A 19,785-nucleotide genomic window follows, 5' to 3' on the forward strand; every position below is an offset into this window, starting at 1 on the left:
AGACTTAGGACAGATCCCTGCTCTTGTCAGTGATGCTGTTTTGAGGGTGTTATGAACTGAAGACCTGAACGGGGGCGTGAGAGACCATAAAATGGCGAGAAGCACCGATATCGACGAGGTGCCGACCCCGATCGGGCGGGCTCCGGCATTTCTGGGGATGCTGGATCAGGTCTCCCGTCTGGCGCCCCTGCGGCGTCCGGTTCTGGTGATCGGAGAGCGCGGGACCGGCAAGGAACTGGTGGCGGCGCGTCTGGCTCTGCTGTCGGACCGGTGGGACCGGCCGCTGGTGAAGCTCAACTGCGCGGCCCTGCCCGAAGCGCTTCTGGACAGCGAACTGTTCGGCCATGAGGCCGGGGCTTTTACTGGGGCGCAGAAGCGGCGTCTGTCGCGCTTTGAGCGGGCGGACGGGGGCACGATGTTTCTGGACGAGATCGGCACCGCGTCTCAGGCCGTGCAGGAAAAACTGCTGCGGGTGATTGAGTATGGCAGCTTCGAGCGTGTGGGCGGCAGTGAGACCATCCGGGTGGATGTGCGGCTGATCGGGGCGACCAATGCGGATCTGCCCGCCATGGCGCGCGAGGGGCGCTTCCGGGCGGATCTGCTGGACCGGCTGGCCTTCGACGTCGTGAATATTCCGCCGCTGCGGGCGCGTCCGGAGGATATTTCCCTGCTGGCCGAGCATTTTGCCACCCGCATGAGTGCGGAACTGGGGCGGAAGATGTTTGCGGGGTTTACGGAGCGCGCGCTGGAGCGGTTGCAGGCCTATGACTGGCCCGGCAACGTCCGCGAATTGCGCAACGTGGTGGAGCGCAGCGTTTACAGGATGGACCGGCCGGAAAAGGCGCTGGACGAAATCGTGCTGGACCCGTTCGTCATGCTGGACTGGAAGGAGGTGCAGGCTCAGCGCGTGGTGCCGGCGGTGGCCCCGGTTGTCCCGGCAGGGGGAGAGACGCTGACGTTCCCGCGTGATTTCGGGGCGGATGTCAGGACGCATGAGCGCGCCTTGCTGGAAGCTGCTTTGCGCGAGGCGCAGTTCAGCCAGCGGCGCGCGGCAGAGCTGCTGGGTCTGACCTACTACCAGTTCCGCCATCATCTGCGGCTGCACGGGCTGGCCGACAAGGAGGCGCGGAAGGCGCTTGGCGTGAAGGAGTGAGGGCGTGTCCATGAAACCCTCTGATGCAGGAACCGTGCCAGATGATGTTTTGGGTGGGGCCGTCGGGGCGGGCGCGCATTTCACTTCATTCAGAAATGGCGTCTGAGGCCATTTTTTATGGTTTCGAACCAATTTGTGTGATGAATAATTAAAACTAAACAAAAAAGTTATATCAAACAAAATAGTTTATTTTTGGCAGGTGTGCGCCTATGTCTCTGGCAGGCCGCCTGAGCGGTCGGACTGATCTGGACACAGGCAGGTGCGACACATGTCTCTTTCACGGACGGAACTGGATCATCTTCGGCAGGTCCCGGAAGACCGGATTTTGCAGGAGACGCTGACACGGCTGCGCGGGCGTGTGGCTGTTGTCTCGTCTTTCGGGGCTGAGTCGGCGGTTCTGCTGGATCTGGTGGCGCAGATCGATCCGTCTGTTCCGGTGTTTTTTCTGGATACGAAGCGGCATTTTCCTGAGACGCTGGAGTATCGCGACCGTCTGGTGCGCAGTCTGGGTCTGTCTGATGTGCGGATCCTCTCGCCCACGCCCAAAGCGTTGCATGACCGTGATCCGCAGGACCAGTTGGCTGCGTTCGATCCGGATGCGTGCTGTGCGTTGCGCAAGGTTGAGCCGCTGGATCTGGTGCTGCCGGAATTCGATGTCTGGATTACGGGGCGTAAGCGCAGCCAGTCCGCAACGCGCACGGCGTTGCCGGTTCTGGACCCACAGCCCGATGGCAGCGTGAAGCTCAACCCGCTGGCGGGATGGGGCCCGGCGCAGATCGAGGCGCAGATGCAGCGCCGGGATCTGCCGCGGCATCCACTGGTTGCAAAAGGTTACACCTCGATCGGTTGTGCTCCGTGCACAAGGGCGGTCAAGGATGGTGAAGATGGACGGGCGGGCCGGTGGGCCGGTCTGGCCAAGACGGAATGTGGCATTCACAGGCCGGCATGACTACGGAGCGGATAATGACGCAGACACCGATCCTGTCGCGGGATCAGTCCACCACAAGCCTGGCACAACCACGCATCATGGATGATCTGGACCAGCTTGAGGCCCAGAGCATTTTCATTCTGCGCGAGGCCTATCGCAAGCTGAAGCCCCTCTCCCTGCTGTGGTCGCTGGGCAAGGACAGCAATGTGATGGTGTGGCTGGCGCGCAAGGCGTTCATGGGGCGCGTGCCGTTCCCGGTCATGCATGTCGATACCGAGAAGAAATTCCCGGAAATGTATGCGTTCCGTGACGAATATACGAAGAAATGGGATCTCGACCTGCTGCTGGGCTACTGCCCGCCGGTTGAGGAAATCGACCCGTCGCTTCCGCCTGCTGCCCGCTCTGCCGCGCGCAAGACGGCCGGTCTGGCCGCGATGATCGAGAAGCACAAGCTGCGGGGCGTTATTGCGGGTATCCGTCGTGACGAGCAGGCGACGCGGGCGAAAGAGCGCGTGTTCAGCCCGCGTGGTGCGGGGCATCGCTGGGACGTGCGTAACCAGCCGCCCGAGTTCTGGGACCAGTATGCGACGCCGTATGAAGACGGCATGCATATCCGTGTCCATCCGCTGCTGTCATGGCGCGAGATCGACATCTGGCGCTACATCGAGCGCGAGAACATCCCGCTGGTGGATCTGTATTTCGCGAAAGACGGCAAGCGGTATCGCTCGCTGGGCGATCAGGACATCACCAATCCGATCGAGAGCAATGCCTCCACCGTGGCGGAAGTGATTGCCGAACTGGAGACCAGCCGGACGTCCGAACGTGCAGGGCGTGCGATGGATCATGAATCCGAAGACGTGTTCGAGCGTCTGCGTGTGGCGGGGTATCTGTGACAATGGGCGACACTATCGTGACCGGACAGTATTCCGAGACCCATCGTGCTGCGGCAACGCCCATCGTCATTGTCGGGCATGTCGATCATGGCAAGTCGTCGCTGATCGGGCGTCTGCTGTACGACACCGACAGCCTTCAGGACGGCAAGCTGGCGCAGATCGTCGAAAGCAGCCGCAAGCGAGGTCTGGCGGTGGAGTGGAGCTTTCTGCTCGATTCCCTTCAGATCGAGCGCGATCAGGGCGTGACGGTTGATTCCACGCGCATTCCGTTCCGTCTGGGATCTCGGGAATTCGTGATCGTGGACGCGCCGGGCCATCGCCAGTTCCTGCGCAATATGATTACCGGGGCCGCCGATGCGGAGGCCGCTGTGCTGGTCGTCGATGCCAAGGAAGGCGCGCAGGAGCAGACACGGCGTCATGCCATGTTGCTGCGTCTGATCGGCATTCGTCATGTGATCGTGCTGCTCAACAAGTCCGATCTTCTGGAGTTTGACGAAGCGAAGATCGTTAAGGTCGAGTCCGACGTGCGTCAGCTTCTGGGCCGTCTGGAAATCGAGGTTGAGGCTGTTGTTCCGGCATCTGCGCGCGATGGCGATAACATTGCCAGCCGTTCCGAGCGGGCGCTCTGGTACAAGGGGCCGACGCTGGTGGAGGCTCTGGCCAATGTGCCGCCGCCGGCCTCGCGGGCTGCGTTGCCGTTCCGGATGCCGGTGCAGGATGTCTATCGTTTTGATGGCGTGCGCTATGTGGCGGGGCGGATCGAGCGCGGCACGGTGCGGGCGGGCGACCGTCTGGCCATCGGGGCGCAGGGGCAGGTTGCGACGGTTGCAGAAGTCTGCCGCTGGCATGCGCCGGAGCTTCCGGTTGCGGGTGCGGGCGAGTCCATCGCGCTGCGTCTGGAGCCGGATCTGGTGCCGGATCGGGGCGATCTGCTGTTCCCGGCGGATGACAAGGTTGCGGCGCCAGAGCGTTCGGCCCGGATTCGCACGCGTCTGTTCTGGCTGCGCGGTGAGCCGCTGCGGGTGGGTGAGAGCTTCACGCTGCGTCTGGCGACGGCCGAGCATGATGTGACGGTGGCGTCCATCGATGCTGTGGTGGATCTGGAAGATCTGACCCTGCGTGAGGGCGACAGCGTGCCGCCGGACGGGTTTGCGGAGATCACGCTGGCGGCGTCTCATGCCGTGCTGTTCGATCCGTTCGCGCCGGGTTTTGGTGACGGGCGTGGTGTTCTGGTGGATCGTTACCAGCGTATCGTCGGTGGCGCGCCGCTGATTGGTCCGGCTGAACTGGCGGATGGCGAACATGCCATTCATCCGACGGCCAGCCGCGTGTCTGCGGCCCGTCAGGTCCAGACGCGCGGTCACAAGAGCGGCGTGTTCTGGCTGACGGGTCTGCCGGGGTCTGGCAAGAGCACGGTGGCGCGGGCGGCAGAGCTGGCGCTTTCGGAACAGGCGATCAACGCGACTGTTCTGGATGGGGACACGTTGCGGGCCGGGCTGTGCAGCGATCTTGGGTTCTCGCCGGAAGACCGTCGCGAAAACATCCGTCGTGCGGCGCATGTGGCGAAAATTCTGGCCGAAAGCGGGCAGGTCGTGATCGTGGCGCTGGTGTCTCCGCTTGAGGCGGACCGGGCGCAGGCGCGGCAGATCGTGGGCGAGAACTTCCATGAAGTCTTCGTCGATACACCGCTTGAGACCTGCGAAAAACGGGACCCCAAGGGACTGTATGCGGCGGCGCGTTCGGGGAAAATCCCGGAGTTTACGGGTGTTTCTGCTCCTTACGAGGCGCCGGTGTCGCCGGAGCTGCGTCTGGCTGCGGATCGCCCGGAGCACGATGCCGTCAACACCCTGACGGCGTTCATCCTGCGGATTGTTCAGCCGTAAGGCGCCGTTTTCTGCGGACGTGACATCAGGCCCCCTTTCCATCCGGGAAGGGGGTTTTTTCATGTGCGGGGCAGGAGGTGTGGACACGAAAAATTTCACGCAAAAAACGAAAACCATCACTTTTGTGATGTTACTTCCTCGAGATGGAGCGTTAAAGAGGACGGATTGGCTACACAATAACGGTCTGCGGCTTCGCGGCGGAAGGTTTTATGATGCAGGGCAGGAACGGGTCCATGAGGTTGAGCGGAAATGCTCTGACAAATTTCATTGCGACGATTTCGGCAACGGGCGGGCTGCTGTTCGGGTATGATACCGGCATCATTTCCTCAGCGCTGCTCCAGCTTCGCAACGAGTTTCATCTTGATACGCTTGGTGCGGAAGTCGTGACATCGGCCATTATTCTGGGCGCTCTGATCGGGTGTCTGGTGGCGGGTGGCATTTCCGACCGGCTCGGGCGTCGGCGGACGGTGATGATTGCGGCGGCGCTGTTCCTTGTGGGAACGGTTATTGTGGCCTCGGCGCATAGCGTGGCTGTTCTGATTCTTGCTCGACTTATTCTGGGGCTGGCGATTGGCGGGGCGTCGCAGATCGTGCCGATCTATATCGCTGAGATCTCCCCTCCGGAGCGTCGTGGGCGCCTTGTCGTGGGCTTTCAGCTTGCGGTGGTGTCCGGCGTGACGATTTCCTTCATCACCGGCTATCTGCTGCGGGATTCGAGCTGGCGTCTGATGTTTGGGATTGGGATGCTTCCGGCGCTGATCCTGTTTCTGGGCATGGCGTTTCTGCCCAATAGTCCGCGCTGGCTGGCTCTGAACGGTCAGACCGAAGAGGCGCGGATGGTTCTGCGGCGGGTGCGGGCGACCGATGAGATTGCGGATCGCGAATTGGACGGTATTCTTGAGAACCACGATGTGCAGGCGCCTTGGTCCGAGCTTGCGAAGCCGTGGGTGCGGCCTGCGCTGATGGCTTCGGTGGGCATTGCGCTGCTGTGCCAGTTCACGGGCATTAATGCGGTCATGTATTACGCGCCGACGATTTTTGCTGATGCGGGTTTCGGTCAGGATTCGGCACTGCTGACATCTGTGGCCGTGGGTGTCGGCATGGTGTTTGCGACGGTGTTTGGCGGCTGGGCTGTTGATAACTGGGGACGGCGCACGCTGCTGCTGCGTCTGCTGCCGGGAGCCGTGGTGGCGCTCGTCGTTCTGGGGACGGCGTTTGCGATGCATCTGACGGGTGGTGTCGGGGCGTGGATCACGGTCGCTGCGGTGATGGCCTACACCATTTTCAATACGGGCAGTCTGTCGGTGGCGATCTGGTTGGTGGGTGCGGAAGTCTATCCGCTATCGTGCCGCAGCAAGGGCATGAGCCTTGTGGCTGGGGGGCACTGGGGCGCGGATCTGGTGATTTCGCTGACGACGCTGTCTCTGGTGCAGGTTCTGGGTGCGGGATGGACGTTCTGGCTGTTTGCCGCTGTCAATGCCTTCGCGTTCTGGTTTGTGCTGCGCTATGTGCCCGAGACCAAGGGGCAGTCGCTTGAAGAACTGGAGCGTCGTCTGAAGAATGGGACGTTTGCGCCGGTGGATCGCGCTGCGGCCCGGGCTGAAGCTCAGGCCCGCTAAGGCAGGTTCTTAAGGCCGTCTCTTCAGGGACGGCCGATGGACTGATAATCGAATCCGGCCTCGCGCATGAGGTCGGGGCTCCAGATATTCCGCAGATCCGCGATGGCGTTGCCGCGCATGGCGTCACGCAGGCGGAGGGGGTCGAGCGCGCGGAACATGTTCCATTCCGTCAGGACGACCACGACATCGGCATCCTGCGCGGCTGACAGGGCGTCTTCGCAGTAGCGCACGCCGTCCGGCAGGAGCGAGCGGGCGGCGTCCATGCCTTCGGGGTCGAAAACCTGAAGGGTTGCCCCCGCGTCGTGCAGGCGGGCGAGGATGGGTAGGGACGCGGCTTCGCGCATGTCGTCCGTATCGGGTTTGAAGGTCAGGCCGAGAATGCCGACCGTTTTGCCCTCAAGGGTTCCGCCCGCCTGTGTGATGATACGTTCGGCCATGCCGGTTTTGCGGGCTTCGTTGATCGCGACTGTGGCTTCCACCAGTTGTGTGGGCGCGCCGGCGTCCTGTGCGATGGCGGTCAGGGCGCGGGTGTCCTTGGGGAAGCAGGAGCCGCCATAGCCCGGTCCGGGGCTGAGGAAACGGCTGCCGATCCGCTGGTCGAGACCCATGCCACGGGCAACGTCATGGATATTGCCGCCGACTTTTTCGCACAGATCGGCCATTTCGTTGATGAAGGTGACTTTCATCGCGAGGAAGGCATTGGCGGCGTATTTGGTCAGTTCCGCCGTTTCCAGATCCGTCAGGACGATCGGGGCCTGAATGGCCGTAAGCGGGCGATAGAGCTGTTCGATCAGGCTCTGCGCGCGGCTGCCGCCATCCGGGCCGGAGCGGTCGATGCCGACGATGACACGGTCCGGGCGCATGAAATCGTCGATCGCGTTGCCTTCGCGCAGGAATTCAGGGTTGGAGGCGACGTCGAAGGTCAGGTCCGGGCTGGTCTGGCGCAGGATGCGGGCGACTTCGCGACCCGTGCCGACGGGGACGGTCGATTTCGTGACGACCAGAAGGTCCGTCCGGGCGGCGCGGGCGATTTCTTCGGCGGCCGCATAGACATAGGTGAGGTCCGCATGGCCGTCGCCGCGCCGGGTGGGGGTGCCGACCGCAATGAACACGGCATCGGCGTTTTCCATGGCCGCACCGAGGTCGTCTCCGAAGGTCAGGCGACCGGAGGCGACATTGCTGCTGACGAGGGCGTCCAGTCCGGGTTCGTAGATGGGGATGCGGCCGTCATGGAGGGCCGCGAGCTTTTTCGGGTCCCGCTCCACGATGGCGACGTCCGCTCCGAACTCGGCGAAGCAGGCGCCCGAGACGAGACCGACATATCCGCCACCGACCATTGCAATACGCATCTCTGGACCCTCTCTTTTACGGTCCGACGTGCATAGCCGGGGGCAGGATAGGGTGCAAATCGGGCCTTAACGCGTGGGGCGGGCGCAGGCATTTGAGGCTGCGAAACCCTGAAGGGCGGGAGGGAGGTTCGTGACCGCGTTGGAATCCGCGAGCATGTCGCGCCCGACCTTCGACCATGTGGCGAGGGAGAGGGTCGGGGCGTCGAAGGGGCCTCTGACGCGCACGGGCACATCGAGCGCAAAGAAGCTTGTCGAGAAGGGGCGGCTGGCGAAGACGAGATCGAGCCATCTGCGGTTGAGGTCGAAATTCGCTTTGGCCGCGATCGTCCCTTCACCTGTGCGCAGGCGGAGCGGGATGACCGTGCCGATGCCCTGATGCATCTGAAGCACGCCGAGCAGGCAGGTGATGGGGGTCACACCCTTGGCGTGACGGAACAGCAGGCGCAAATCCATCGAGGCGGCCTCGACGATTTCCTTTGCGATTTCACCTTTTTCCATACTGACGGCGGCGGTCATGTCGGCGCGGCTGATGGCTTCGTTGAGGGTATGAACGTTCTTGGAACCGGCGGTGATGCGGAAGTTCAGGCTGCCTTTGACCGGAACGGGCGCGAGACCGGCGACGCGGCGCAGGCGGTCGATGTCGCCATGCGTCAGGACCACGTCGGCTGCGACGCGGGACGATTTTCCGTCGGCTTCGATCCGGCCATCGGCGCTGAGGGACGCGCCGATATAGTCCAGTCGCAGAAGGGGAAATTCAATCCGGTTGGGGGTCTGGGCGGCCTGAATCCTGAGGTTGGTAAAATTGAGCGCGTTGTAGATCAGCTGACGGGCGGTCAGCTCGAAATGGACCAGCGGGTCCGGATCGGGGGGCGTGATGAGCAGAAGGTCCGCGTGCAGGGTGGAGGGGCCTTTTTTGGTGCCCTTTGCGCCCGGCGGGGCGAGGATGGGCATCAGGCCGTTGATGTCGAGGCGTCCGAAGCCGGTTTTGGCTGTGACGTCATCGGGTTTGCCATGGCTGCCTTCGATCAGGGTGAAGTCGCCGCTTTCCATCGTGCTGGTCTGGATGGTGCCCTGTGCTTTGGTGAAGTGCCAGTCATCGCCGGAATGGCTGAAATCGCCGGACAGGGCCAGTTTGACGGGGGCGTGGTCGCCTGTGATCCCCGCAACGCTGAACAAGGTGTCGGAGGTGGGGGTGGTGACGGTGGTGTGGCCTTCCACGCCTTCGAAATTCATCGGGTCCGTCAGGGTGCCGGTGAAGTCCGAGGTCATGTCGCCGGAGGTGACATGGGCTGTGGTGGCGTAGGGGCGGTGGGGCGTCTTGCGGAGGTCGCTGATGGGCTCCATTTCGGCGGAAATGCTGACGGGGGTGTCGTTATAGGCCCCGGTCAGGGTCATGGTGAACGGGCTGCTGTCGCTGGTGGAAGCGAACGTGACCTTTTCAAGCGTGGTTCTGTAGGACGCGCCATTGGCCGAGCGGTAGGTGACGTCGCTGTCGAGGATCGTGGCGTTACGCAGGCCCGGTGCGTTGCTCAGATCGGGCGGTGTGTCTGCTTTGGCCTGTTCCTCGGGGGTGAGGGGCGCGCGGGGCTCGTTCTGGTAGGGGCCGAAGCGCCAGTTGGGCAGATGGGCGGGCGTGCGCTCGAACAGGCCGGAGAACTTTGAAATAACGATATTGCGCGCTTCAGGCGGACCCCAGATCAGGGAGGTCAGGCGGATCTGGGCGGCGAAATGGCCGAGCGTCATCATCTGCGGTCGGGTGCCGCTGGCGATATTGGCGACGGAGACGTCGTCGGCGTCGATGGTCAGCCATGTGCCCGGATGGATGTGCAGGGCGCCGATATGGACGGCGCGGCCGAGCTTTTTTTCCAGCCGTGGCGTGGCGAAAGCGGCGAGGTCCCGATGGTCGATCCAGATCCATCCTGCGCCGAACAGGGCCAGAAGGAGGACGATAAGGGACAGGATGGAAACCAGAAACCAGCGCAGCAAGAGGATAGTCTTTCAGGACGTATTCAATGAATCCGGACAATACCGGGAAGTTCTGCAAAGGGGAACTCCACGGTAAAGGCCGGGGGGATACACGGAATATTTCTGAAAATTCTGCTGCAATAAAAAGACCGCGGTTTTTTGATTGAAATAAATGCCGCAGCGTTACTGGAGGGAATCGCGGAATTTTTCGACGGCGTGCAGGGCGCAGGCTTCGTCCTTGTCACCGCCGGGTGCGCCGGAGACGCCGAGGCCGCCGAGAATGGCATGATCGGTTGCGCTGCGCAGGGTGACGCCGCCGGGCACGAACAGGACTTCGGGGATGGTGTTCAGGGCGCCGTTTGCGGGGCCGGTGACGCCTGCGGCGATCAGTTCACTGGTTGTGTTTTTGTTGAAGGCCAGACCGTAGGAATAGGCCGTATAGGCTTTGCGGTAGGACACGGAGAGCGATTGCAGCGGGACCGTATCGCCTTTGACGACGGCCTGTTCATGGCCGGTTGTGTCCACGACGGTGGCGGTGACGGAATAGCCCTGTGCGGCGCAGAGGCGCACGGCTTCGGCGGCGAGGGCAGCGGCAGTTTCCCAGTCGAGTTTCTGGCTTGTGACGATATGGGAGGGTGTTTGCGCGCGGGCGGTGGGGCTCAGAAGGGCTGCGATGAGCGCTGCTGCGGGCAGAACTGTTTTTGCGTTGGGGAGCATCAGCCGGTTCTCTCGTTGTGGAACCAGAAGCATGCTGTGTGCGGGGCATGGGTCGCAATCGGGAATGCGGGGGTGCACGCAATGGTGTTTGGTGGGGAGGGAGCTGGGGGTCTCTCCCGGACCGGAGTCCGGGAGAGGGGAACGGGTCTGTTTTAGAACGCAGCCTGAATACGGGCTGCGAAAGAGTTGCCAGAGCGACCGGAAACGTTGGTGGCAGAGGCTACGCTACGAGACGTGACGAAGTGGCTGTAGTCCACCATGAAGCGGAAATGGCGGTTCGGGTACCAATTCAGGCCGCCGGTATAGACATTCTGCATGCCGCCCCGGACGTAGCTGACGCCGTTCTGGCTCGTGATCCCGGCCGTTGCGGCATTGATGTTGCTGTTCAGGTCCAGGCCGCTGTACTGGGCCACGGCTTCGAGGGCACCCCAGTGGTTGAGCGCAGGGTTGAATTCCTGATCCGCACCGACACCAGGTGCACCGAAAGCGCCTTCCTTGATGTTATACATACGGGGCTTGCCGAAAATCGTGTAGGCAGCGGCACCATACCAGCCCTGGAAGTTGAACGCGGGCAGGTTGGCCTGCGAACGCTGAACGCCAACGTGATAGTATTCGCCCTTCACGAGGAAGCGGTCCCAGCGGAATCCGAGTTCGGGGCCTGCGGCCCAGACCTGGGCAGCCTTGGTGATTGAACCCGTCGCTACGAGGCTGGCTTCACCAATATCAAATTCCGGACGCTGCCCAAAGGACGTCGTACGGGAGCAGTAATTGGCGTTAGCTCCGGTGTTGCAGGCGAGGCGGAAAGCGGCAATCGCCGATACACCGACGTGAAGATCCACATCCTTGGTGGCGATTGGACGGCCAGCGGCGCGGAGCATACCGCCCGTCTGACTGTCTATCGTGGATCCGCTGCCACCACCGTAATAGGTGGAGCTCATGTCAGAGGCGTTGCGGTGACCCCATTCCTGGCCGGTGAAGTAACCGGCAACCCACCAGCGCTTCTCGTAATGCAGGCCGCCGACCACGAAGCGGGCATCACCCGCTGCGATGTTACGGACCATATCCGTGATGCTGGGACGTTCCAGCGTCATGAAGTCATTGGAGCTTTCGGCGTCCTCTTCCGTCACGCGGGGCTGGAAATAGCCGACCGTCAGGATGGTGTTGCGGAAGCCGGTGTAGTTCAGGTTGCCTTCGTAGAGGCCGACATAACCATCGTTATGGTTGGCGCCGAAATCAGGCGTGACGGCCGCGACCCAGTTCTTGTAGCGGAACATGAACGGAATACGCAGGCGGCGCTGGTTGGTGGTGAAGCTGTTGAAAGCACCACGGGTGTCGTTGCCGCGAGGTCCGGAATTGAAGAAGCCGCCGAAGTCTTCATGATAGGCGAGGCCAATCGAGAGGGCATAGGCGCCGTCCGAAGACTGGATCGTCGGGCGACCGCCCGGGAAGCCGACTTTGATGCCGCCGACGCTAACTTCTTCGTCCTGCGCGGTGGCGCGCTGGAAGTCGGCCCAGGAAGAGACGTCAGCGCGGTCTGACGGCGGACGACCATCATCGGCGCCGGGCTTGGCCGGGCGAACGCTGATCAGAGGCTGCGCGGCCGTGCGGGGCTGGCCGATATAACGGCCACGCTGGGCGTAGGGGTTGTTTTCGGCTTCTTCCCGCTGGCGGGCCAGAACGGCACGGGCGCGCTTCACTTCTTCAGCATGTTCTTTCTTCATGCTGGTGAGCTGGGCCTGCATGGCCTGGATCTGCCGTTCCATGATCTGCATCTGGTCGGCGGCCCGGGCGTGGCCACAAAGCGGGAGGAGGGAAACCAGGGTCGTTGTGGCCAAAAGGGCCTTGGGAAGACCTGTGGTCCGACGGAAAGAGAAAGCCATTGCTGCGGTGCGTCCTTCTGGGGAGGGCGTGTGTTCCGCAGTTCAGGTATCTGATTCGCTTTTTGAAATAATGGGAAGGTTTCATGACGGGAACATGACAGTTCCATGACAGAAGGCGCGAAAAGCCCCGGAAAACAGGGAGTTCCGGATTTCATATGTCAGTTTTGTTGCGAAGGAAGCGCTGACCGGCGGGTCGGGGCGAAAGGGGTGTGACATTTCGGCACTTAGGGGTGTGCGGGGGCTGTCATGAAACTATCACGCAGGTCCCACTGTTTCTGTATCCGCGCCAGCGTTACTAAGGGGCAGTTTTCACGCCCCATAAGGGATTCCCATGATCAAGAGCAGAGCTCCGCTATTCGGTCTTCTCGTCGCCACGGCCCTTGGCACTGTTGCCATGACCCCGTTCGTGTCGTCGGCGCAGGCTGCGGACATCACTGGCGCAGGGTCCAGCTTCGCCGCACCGATCTATGGTGCATGGGGCACGGCTGCAAAGAGCCAGGCCGGTATTTCCGTGAACTACCAGAGCGTGGGCTCCAGCGCCGGTCAGGATCAGGTTATCGCCCGTACGGTTGATTTCGGTGCGTCCGACAAGCCGATGAACGGTGAGCGTCTGGCCAAGGAAAAGCTGTATCAGTTCCCGACCGTCATGAGCGGCATCGTGGTTGTGGCGAATGTGCCGGGTCTGGCTCCGGGCCAGCTCCGTCTGGATGGTCCGACACTGGCTGCGCTGTATGACGGTGAGATCACGACCTGGGATGACGACCGCATCAAGGCCCTGAACCCGGGTCTGAAGCTGCCGGATACGGATGTGGCTCCGATCCACCGCGCCGATGGCTCGGGCACGAGCTTTGTGTTCACGTCCTATCTGTCTCAGGTCTCCCCGACCTGGAAGCAGAAGCTCGGTGCCGGTACGTCCATCGCCTGGCCGGGTGGTTCGGGTGCGCGTGGCAATGATGGTGTGGCCGCTCTGGTGCGTCAGACGGAAGGTGGTCTGGGGTATGTCGAGTACGCCTATGCCGCGCAGAACCACCTGAACATTGCCCAGATGAAGAACCACAGCGGTGCTTTCGTAGCTCCGACGCTGGCCAGCTTCACGGAAGCCGCCAAGGCTGCTGACTGGGTTCATGCCGATCATTATGCCGTGAACCTGCTGGACACGGATGGTGCGTCTTCCTGGCCGATCGTGACGGCGACGTTCGTTCTGGTGCCGGTCGATGCGGCGCAGAAGGAGTCCGGCAAGGCTGTTCGTGACTTCTTTACCTGGGGTTTCCAGCACGGCGATGCGGACAATGCCCGCCTCGACTATGTCGGCCTGCCGCAGAGCGTGCGCACGGACATTCTGGCCAACTGGCCGAAGTAAGTTCTGCGTCTGTCTCCGCAATGACGGGCCGGACCTGAATTTCAGGGCTGGTCAGTCAGGATAAAAAGGCGTTGAGTATGGAACGGGCTTCTCCTGTGTGGGAGAAGCCCGTTTTCTGTTTTTTGCTCTGTTGAGTCGTGGTGCCCGCGTGTCCGTTACGTCGCTTTCCGAACAGACATCCCCACAGGGGATGAATGGCCTGACCCGTGTGCTGATCGGTGTGATCTTCATTCTGGGGCCTGTTTCGACGGACATGTATCTTCCGGCGTTTCCGGAACTGGAGCACGATCTGGGGCATGGGGCCGGTTCGGCGCAGCTCACGCTGACAGCGTGGCTGGCGGGGCTGGCGATCGGGCAGTTCACGCTGGGGCCGCTCTGCGATCGGTATGGGCGCAAGCTGCCGCTCCTGTTCGGGTTGGTGGTGTATGCTCTTGCCTCGGTCGGGCTGGCGCTGACGACCAGTTTTCACATGTTCTGCGCGCTGCGCTTTGTGGCGGCTCTGGGCGGGGCAATCAGTTCCGTGGCGCCGCGTGCGATGGTGCGGGATGTTGCGACCGGGTCGGCGGGCGTGAAGCTCATGTCGCAGCTGATGCTGATTTTCGGGCTGGGGCCTTTGCTGGCGCCGTCGATTGGGAGTTTTCTGTTGGACTGGGGCAGCTGGCGGCTGATTTTCTGGGCAAATGTTGTTTTCGGCGTCGTGATGTTTTTTTGCACGCTGTTTCTGCTGCCCGAGACACTGCCTCTGGACCGGCGTTTTGCACTGCCGGTTAGCGGGATGGTGGCGCGTTACCGGGACCTGTTGCGTGAGCCGCTGTTCTGTTCTGCGGTCATGGTCGTGAGTTTTGCGACCTTCACGATGTTTGCCTATCTGTCGAATGCGCCTGCGCTGTTTGAGAATATTCTGCACTTCTCGCCGCATCTGTTCGCCATTTTCTTTGGGCTGAACGGGATCGGCTTCATCATCGGCTCACAGGTGAATGCCAAGCTGGCAAACCGTTTCCTGTTCACGCGGGTGATGGAGACTGCGATGCTGGCGGTTCTGCTGTTCTGTGCGCTGGCGGTGGTGGTGTGTCTGAGCGGATTTGCGGGGCCGCAGAATCCGTGGATCCTGTGTGCGCTGATCTGGTGCACTACATTTTCGCTGGGCTTCATCGGGCCGAATGCGGGCATTCTGGCGCTGACGCATCATGGGCATCAGGCGGGCGCGGCTGCGGCGTTGATGGGAACGCTGAACTGGACGATTGCCGGTCTGGCGGGGGTGCTGATGTCGTTTCTGCCGACGGACTGGGTCGGGTCGACATCGGTCGGAATGCTGGTGGGAATCAGTTTCTGCTGGCTGTGCGATCTGTGGCGCCGCCGGCTGGATCCGCAATCCTATCTGTCTGTCCGGCAATAAGGGCCGGAGCGGGACGCCCGGCGCTAGGCCGGGCTTGTCCCGAGAAGACTGTGATCAGCTCTCGGAAACGCGGTCGGCAGCAACCGTAGCGATCATCAGGGCGCCGATCATCGGAACGAAGGCAACCATCGAGAACTGTGCGAGAAGGCTGGTGGGAAGACCGATCAGGTGGATCAGGGTCATGGACGTCATCTGGAAAATCTCCGTGTGGATCTGTGTGCCGTTTTGCGGCGTGCAGCGGGAGAAACTCCAGAATCGATGTTCGAAGCAACAAATACAGATGCAGGGTCAGACCTGCATTTCCTGCATAAATGCTTTTTAAACTTTCGCCGTCTTTGTGGAACGGAGGTTTCCGTTACGAAGATGCGATTATTTCATCAAGGATGAAGTAAAGCGCGATTCGGGGAATTGCCCGGATTTCTTTCGGAAAACAGTACCGTTCCCGGTGGTTTTTGAAATAAAGTTGCGCGACGGCTTATTCTGCGTTGAGGCTCAGATCGCTGTCATGGCGCAGGCCGTGCCAGCTCAGGAGGGTGTCGGCGAGGAAGAACATGAGCGATCCGACGGTGCAGGCGAGAGCTATGCCAAAAAACGCCAGCAGCCATGCCGAGGTCGAAGCATCGCGCAGAGAGCCTACAAACAGCGCCATGGCCGCGCCGCAGGTCGAGGCGCCTCCGATCCCGTTCAGGAGAATCGCGGCGTCCAGAACGAAGACGCGGCGATGCAGCCGGGCCTGCTGGTTTCGCAGGCGGGCGGGCGTGTCGATGGGATCGACGGGGGTGTCGTCCGTTTTCGGAGTGCCGAGTTTCTTGCGGACGTCTTCAAGATGGTCCGTGACGCGGGCCAGACGGGTGTTGAAGACGTTGATGAGGGTGCCGATGCCGGAGAGCATGAAAACCGGCGTAAGCGCGACCTGAATCAGGTGGGCGGCGCTGTCGACAGGATCGGGGTCGTAGGAAATCGGAAAAGGCATGATGTCTTATACTGCATGATGCGTTTGCGAAAAGACCGGCGTCTTCTGAAAGGAGCGCTTTGGAAACGCGGCCTCTGGAACAGGAAGGGGAAGATGGGGTAGGGAAGGGCAGCCATTGCCAAAGGTGTTCCGGCCCTGATGTTCAACCTGCTTCGCCTGTCGTGTCGTTCTGCCTTCTTCTGTGCGGGGATCGGTCTGTCTGCGGGTTTCGCGCAGGCGCAGGGGTTGTACGAGGGCGGCGCACATTGCACCGGGCTTGCGCTTCAGGCCGAGTTTGCGTGCCGGAGCTGGACCGAGGTGGCGCAGGATGTGAAGGCGGGGACCGATACCGTCATTATTCCTGTCGGCGGGACCGAGCAGAGCGGGCCTTATATCGCGGTCGGCAAGCATAATGTACGGGCTCAGGTTCTGGCGGATACGATTGCGGTTCAGGCCGGGCATACGCTGGTGGCGCCTGTTGTGGCCTATGTGCCGGAGGGCTCGACGAGCCCGCGCACGTCTCACATGAAGTTTCCGGGCACGATTTCCGTACCGCCCGCCGTGTTTGAAGGGCTACTCAAGGGCGCTGCGGAGAGTTTCCGCGTTCAGGGTTTCCGGCGCATCGTGCTTCTGGGCGACCATGGGGGATACCAGTCTTTCATGGCGCAGGTGGCTCAGGAGCTGAACCGGGCCTGGAAGGGCCAGGCCGCCGTGCTTTATGTGCGGGATTATTATGAAGTCGTGCCCCATCAGTATGCCGATGCCCTGCGTGCGCAGGGTTATGGCGCGGAAGTGGGGCTTCATGCGGAGCTGAGCGATACGTCGCTGATGCTGGCGGTTGATCCGTCGCTTGTGCGTCAGGAGGCGTTGCGCAAGGCTTCGAAACCGGGTGTGGCCGAGGGCGTCTATGGTGGCGATCCGCGGCGGGCATCGGCCGGACTCGGCCGGATCGGCACGGACATGCAGATCCGGACTGCGGTTGCGGCAATCCAGTCTTTCCAAAGGAGCCATCCATGACCTTCAAGACTCCTCTTCTGGTGGCGATGACGCTGCTGGGAACTACCTTGGGAGCTGCCGCGGCCCATGCGCAGGACTATTCTCCGAGCGCGCCGATGGTGCCGGTTCCGGCTGATGCTGCGGCCGCCCCGGTTGCGGCATCCGGTATTCAGACGATTCCGGGTATGCCGCCGGTGATTGATCCGAAGAACATCTATAGCGAGACGACGCCGTCCCATATTTCGCCCGCGATCGCGCAGGACCCGGCCCGCGTTTATGTGCCGAACCTGCGGGGAGACAGCGTTTCCGTGATTGATCCGGCGTCTTTTCAGGTTGTGGACACGTTCCCGGTCGGACATTCGCCGCAGCATGTTGTGCCGTCCTGGGACCTGCGGACGCTGTGGGTGACGAATAACAGCGAAGGCCGTCCGGACGGGTCGCTCACGCCGATCAATCCGGCGACGGCCAAGCCGGGCCCGTCCATTGCCGTTGATGATCCGTACAACATGTATTTCACGCCGGACGGGAAATACGCGATCACGGTGGCCGAGGCGCACAAGCGTCTGGACTTCCGCGATCCGCATACGATGGAGCTGAAGGGCTCGGTCGAAACGCCGGAATGCAAGGGTGTCAATCACGCCGATTTCTCCATTGACGGCAAGTACGCGATCTTCACCTGCGAGTTCGGCGGTTATGTCGCCAAGGTCGATACGGTGAACCTGAAGATGATCGGGATGCTGAAGCTGTCCAAGGGCGGGATGCCGCAGGACATTCTGACGGCGCCGGATGGTCACAAGTTCTATGTCGCGGACATGATGGCGGATGGTGTGTTCGTCGTGGACGGGGATTCCTTCAAGGAAACCGGCTTCATTCCGACGGGTATCGGCACGCATGGCCTGTATCCGAGCCGTGATGGCAAGATGATGTATGTGGCCAATCGCGGATCACATCGCATTCATGGTCCGAAGCACGGGCCGGGTGGCGTTTCGGTTATCGACTTTGCGACGGACAAGGTCGTCAAGACCTGGATGATTCCCGGTGGCGGCAGCCCGGACATGGGCAATGTCAGCGCGGACGGCAAGGTGCTCTGGCTGTCGGGTCGGTTCGACGATGTGGTCTATGCGATCGACACCGATACGGGGGCGATGCGCAAGATCCCGGTTGGCGCGGAGCCGCATGGTCTGACGGTCTGGCCGCAGCCGGGACGCTACAGCGTCGGGCATACGGGCATTCTGCGGTAAGGTCTGCGGGATTGATGGATCGGGAAAGGGAGGCAGATTTTCTGTCTCCCTTTTTTCATTTTACGCAGGTGCCTGACTTGTCGTTGATGGCCTTGTTGGGCGTAAGAGTGTGCGCTCGGTTTATGCGGAGTGCTGTGATGCGTGTGGCTTTATGGGCTATTTTTGCCGGTATGATGGTGGCGACGGCTGCGTATGCGCAGAACGACATCGCCCGGCCGTGGGAGCCGTCTATTCCGGATAACGTGCCGGTCACGCTGCATGAGGCTTTGCCGCCTCATGTTCGGGTGGGGAATGTCGATATTGTTCTGGAAACCACGCGACTCAGCGACCTTCAGAGGCTGCATCTCATCGGGGTGATCAATCGCGTCGGAGATGCGGCGGCTTCACTGTCGTGGAGTTGCCGGGACGTTAATACGGTTTCGGCCCTTGTGCGGATCTGTCCGCGAAGTGGTGAGATAGATGGCGGTGACTCGATTGGGTCAGTGACGATCGAACGGATCGGGCCAGCTTCGACTTTAGAGGCGCAGCAGTCTGTGAGCTTTGCGGGCAACGTTGGTTTCGGGGCGACGATCGAGGCACTAGTTCATGCCTTCGGGGCGCCGTCCTATCGTACATCCGGTAAGAATGGGCTGGTCACCCTCGACTGGCGCTACAGTCAGTTACGTCATCCCGTAGGTGTTGACGGTTTTGAGACGGATGGGGACCTGTACGTTCTGTTTGATCGTTCAGGCATGAAAGCCGTGTATTTCAGTCGGACGACATCGGACTGACGACCTCTTTATATTCAGAGGCAGGCAGTCCGGGAGTGTCTCTTAATTGTTGTTCGGGCTCGGGGATTTTTTGGTGAACATGCGGTCGATTGCGGGGCCGATGAAGTAGCCGATGATTCCGGTGATGAGGACGGACGGCCAGGCCCAGCCGGCGTAATCCTTGAAGAAATCCTGATTTTCCAGAACTGTCATGACGGCGATGTCGATCAGGACGAGGGTCCACAATGTCGTGGACAGGAAAGGCTGGAGCCAGGCGTGGCGGACTGTGCGGGACATGCGGGTCTCTCCGGCTTACGAGATCGAAACGTGGAAGACGAAGATCATCCCGCAGATGAAGGCGCCGAACAGTGGCAGCCAGCAGGTGTGCAGGTGGTTGAGGTTGTCCATGTAGGAATAGGCCAGCGCGAGCGCGACATAGACATGGGCGAAGACGAGGCCGAGGACCATGCCGATGAAACGCTTTTTTAGAACCTGCTCTTCCTGACGGTTCTTTTCGGCGAGAGCGGCGGGATCAGGGCGGGCCATCGGTGTTTCGGTGGTGGCCGTGGCGGTGGTTTGATCGGGGGCTGACGGCTCTGGTGAGACCAGGACAAGAGACATCGCTGAATTCCTTGGCATGATCCTCGCCGATCGGCGGGCGATGCGGGGCCACGGGAAGATCGGGCCGGGAAATCGTCTGCGGG

At 61.6% G+C, this 19,785-nt stretch carries 18 protein-coding genes; 10 read left to right on the plus strand and 8 right to left on the minus strand.

What is annotated here, in order from left to right:
- Positions 1 to 91: 91 nt before the first annotated feature.
- From pspF to JK213_RS03850, 5 genes are all read left to right on the plus strand, one after another.
- Complete coding sequence (gene pspF, locus JK213_RS03830) at positions 92 to 1,153, plus strand: phage shock protein operon transcriptional activator (protein ID WP_194261091.1); 1,062 nt, start codon at positions 92 to 94, stop codon at positions 1,151 to 1,153.
- A gap of 268 nt (positions 1,154 to 1,421) precedes the next feature.
- Positions 1,422 to 2,102 carry a phosphoadenylyl-sulfate reductase gene (locus JK213_RS03835; protein WP_194261092.1) on the plus strand — a complete coding sequence of 227 codons (681 nt, stop codon included), beginning with the start codon at positions 1,422 to 1,424 and terminating at the stop codon, positions 2,100 to 2,102.
- A 77-nt stretch (positions 2,103 to 2,179) separates the two neighbouring features.
- Complete coding sequence (gene cysD / locus JK213_RS03840) at positions 2,180 to 2,974, plus strand: sulfate adenylyltransferase subunit CysD (RefSeq protein ID WP_099285886.1); 795 nt, start codon at positions 2,180 to 2,182, stop codon at positions 2,972 to 2,974.
- A gap of 2 nt (positions 2,975 to 2,976) precedes the next feature.
- Complete coding sequence (gene cysC, locus JK213_RS03845; protein ID WP_194261093.1) at positions 2,977 to 4,857, plus strand: adenylyl-sulfate kinase; 1,881 nt, start codon at positions 2,977 to 2,979, stop codon at positions 4,855 to 4,857.
- A 233-nt stretch (positions 4,858 to 5,090) separates the two neighbouring features.
- A complete protein-coding gene (locus JK213_RS03850) occupies positions 5,091 to 6,476 on the plus strand; it encodes a sugar porter family MFS transporter (RefSeq protein ID WP_194267469.1) in 1,386 nt (461 codons plus the stop codon).
- Positions 6,477 to 6,499: 23 nt separating this feature from the next.
- On the opposite strand, the gene JK213_RS03855 is transcribed toward JK213_RS03850, so the two are convergent.
- The 4 genes from JK213_RS03855 to JK213_RS03870 form a co-directional block, all read right to left on the minus strand.
- Positions 6,500 to 7,825, minus strand: coding sequence for a UDP-glucose/GDP-mannose dehydrogenase family protein (locus JK213_RS03855; protein WP_194261094.1), 1,326 nt, complete (start codon positions 7,823 to 7,825; stop codon positions 6,500 to 6,502).
- A gap of 66 nt (positions 7,826 to 7,891) precedes the next feature.
- The gene (locus JK213_RS03860; RefSeq protein WP_194261095.1) at positions 7,892 to 9,811 is read right to left on the minus strand and encodes an AsmA-like C-terminal region-containing protein; all 1,920 of its coding nucleotides are present in this window, start codon (positions 9,809 to 9,811) and stop codon (positions 7,892 to 7,894) included.
- Between the two features lie 162 nt (positions 9,812 to 9,973).
- A complete protein-coding gene (locus tag JK213_RS03865) occupies positions 9,974 to 10,507 on the minus strand; it encodes a heme-binding protein (protein WP_194261096.1) in 534 nt (177 codons plus the stop codon).
- Between the two features lie 152 nt (positions 10,508 to 10,659).
- Entirely contained in the window at positions 10,660 to 12,387 is a 1,728-nt protein-coding gene (locus JK213_RS03870; RefSeq protein WP_194261097.1) for an OprO/OprP family phosphate-selective porin, read from the minus strand.
- A 331-nt stretch (positions 12,388 to 12,718) separates the two neighbouring features.
- Between JK213_RS03870 and pstS the strand changes: the two genes are divergently transcribed.
- A complete protein-coding gene (gene pstS, locus JK213_RS03875) occupies positions 12,719 to 13,747 on the plus strand; it encodes a phosphate ABC transporter substrate-binding protein PstS (RefSeq protein ID WP_194261098.1) in 1,029 nt (342 codons plus the stop codon).
- A gap of 148 nt (positions 13,748 to 13,895) precedes the next feature.
- The gene (locus tag JK213_RS03880; RefSeq protein WP_194261099.1) at positions 13,896 to 15,143 is read left to right on the plus strand and encodes a multidrug effflux MFS transporter; all 1,248 of its coding nucleotides are present in this window, start codon (positions 13,896 to 13,898) and stop codon (positions 15,141 to 15,143) included.
- Between the two features lie 54 nt (positions 15,144 to 15,197).
- On the opposite strand, the gene JK213_RS03885 is transcribed toward JK213_RS03880, so the two are convergent.
- Both JK213_RS03885 and JK213_RS03890 read right to left on the minus strand, forming a co-directional pair.
- A complete protein-coding gene (locus tag JK213_RS03885) occupies positions 15,198 to 15,335 on the minus strand; it encodes a hypothetical protein (RefSeq protein WP_156474507.1) in 138 nt (45 codons plus the stop codon).
- Positions 15,336 to 15,618: 283 nt separating this feature from the next.
- Positions 15,619 to 16,116: a DUF2721 domain-containing protein gene (locus JK213_RS03890; protein ID WP_194261100.1), complete on the minus strand. Its 498-nt coding sequence runs from the start codon at positions 16,114 to 16,116 to the stop codon at positions 15,619 to 15,621.
- A gap of 138 nt (positions 16,117 to 16,254) precedes the next feature.
- Here JK213_RS03890 and JK213_RS03895 point away from each other — a divergent pair, with 138 nt between their 5' ends.
- The 3 genes from JK213_RS03895 (at position 16,255) to JK213_RS03905 (ending at position 19,102) form a co-directional block, all read left to right on the plus strand.
- On the plus strand, positions 16,255 to 17,112 hold the full coding sequence (locus JK213_RS03895; RefSeq protein WP_194261101.1) for a creatininase family protein: 858 nt from the start codon (positions 16,255 to 16,257) through the stop codon (positions 17,110 to 17,112).
- Positions 17,109 to 18,332: a YncE family protein gene (locus JK213_RS03900; RefSeq protein WP_194261102.1), complete on the plus strand. Its 1,224-nt coding sequence runs from the start codon at positions 17,109 to 17,111 to the stop codon at positions 18,330 to 18,332. Before JK213_RS03895 ends, JK213_RS03900 begins: the two co-directional genes overlap by 4 nt.
- 137 nt (positions 18,333 to 18,469) lie before the next feature.
- Positions 18,470 to 19,102, plus strand: a complete 633-nt coding sequence (locus tag JK213_RS03905) for a hypothetical protein (RefSeq protein ID WP_194261103.1) — start codon at positions 18,470 to 18,472, stop codon at positions 19,100 to 19,102.
- A 42-nt stretch (positions 19,103 to 19,144) separates the two neighbouring features.
- Here JK213_RS03905 and JK213_RS03910 read toward each other — a convergent pair whose 3' ends face one another.
- Both JK213_RS03910 and JK213_RS03915 read right to left on the minus strand, forming a co-directional pair.
- Positions 19,145 to 19,378, minus strand: coding sequence for a hypothetical protein (locus JK213_RS03910; protein ID WP_194261104.1), 234 nt, complete (start codon positions 19,376 to 19,378; stop codon positions 19,145 to 19,147).
- Between the two features lie 15 nt (positions 19,379 to 19,393).
- Complete coding sequence (locus tag JK213_RS03915) at positions 19,394 to 19,702, minus strand: hypothetical protein (protein WP_194261105.1); 309 nt, start codon at positions 19,700 to 19,702, stop codon at positions 19,394 to 19,396.
- Positions 19,703 to 19,785: the final 83 nt, after the last annotated feature.

Source organism: Gluconobacter sp. Dm-44, from assembly GCF_018256175.1.
Classification (GTDB): Bacteria; Pseudomonadota; Alphaproteobacteria; order Acetobacterales; family Acetobacteraceae; genus Gluconobacter; species Gluconobacter cadivus.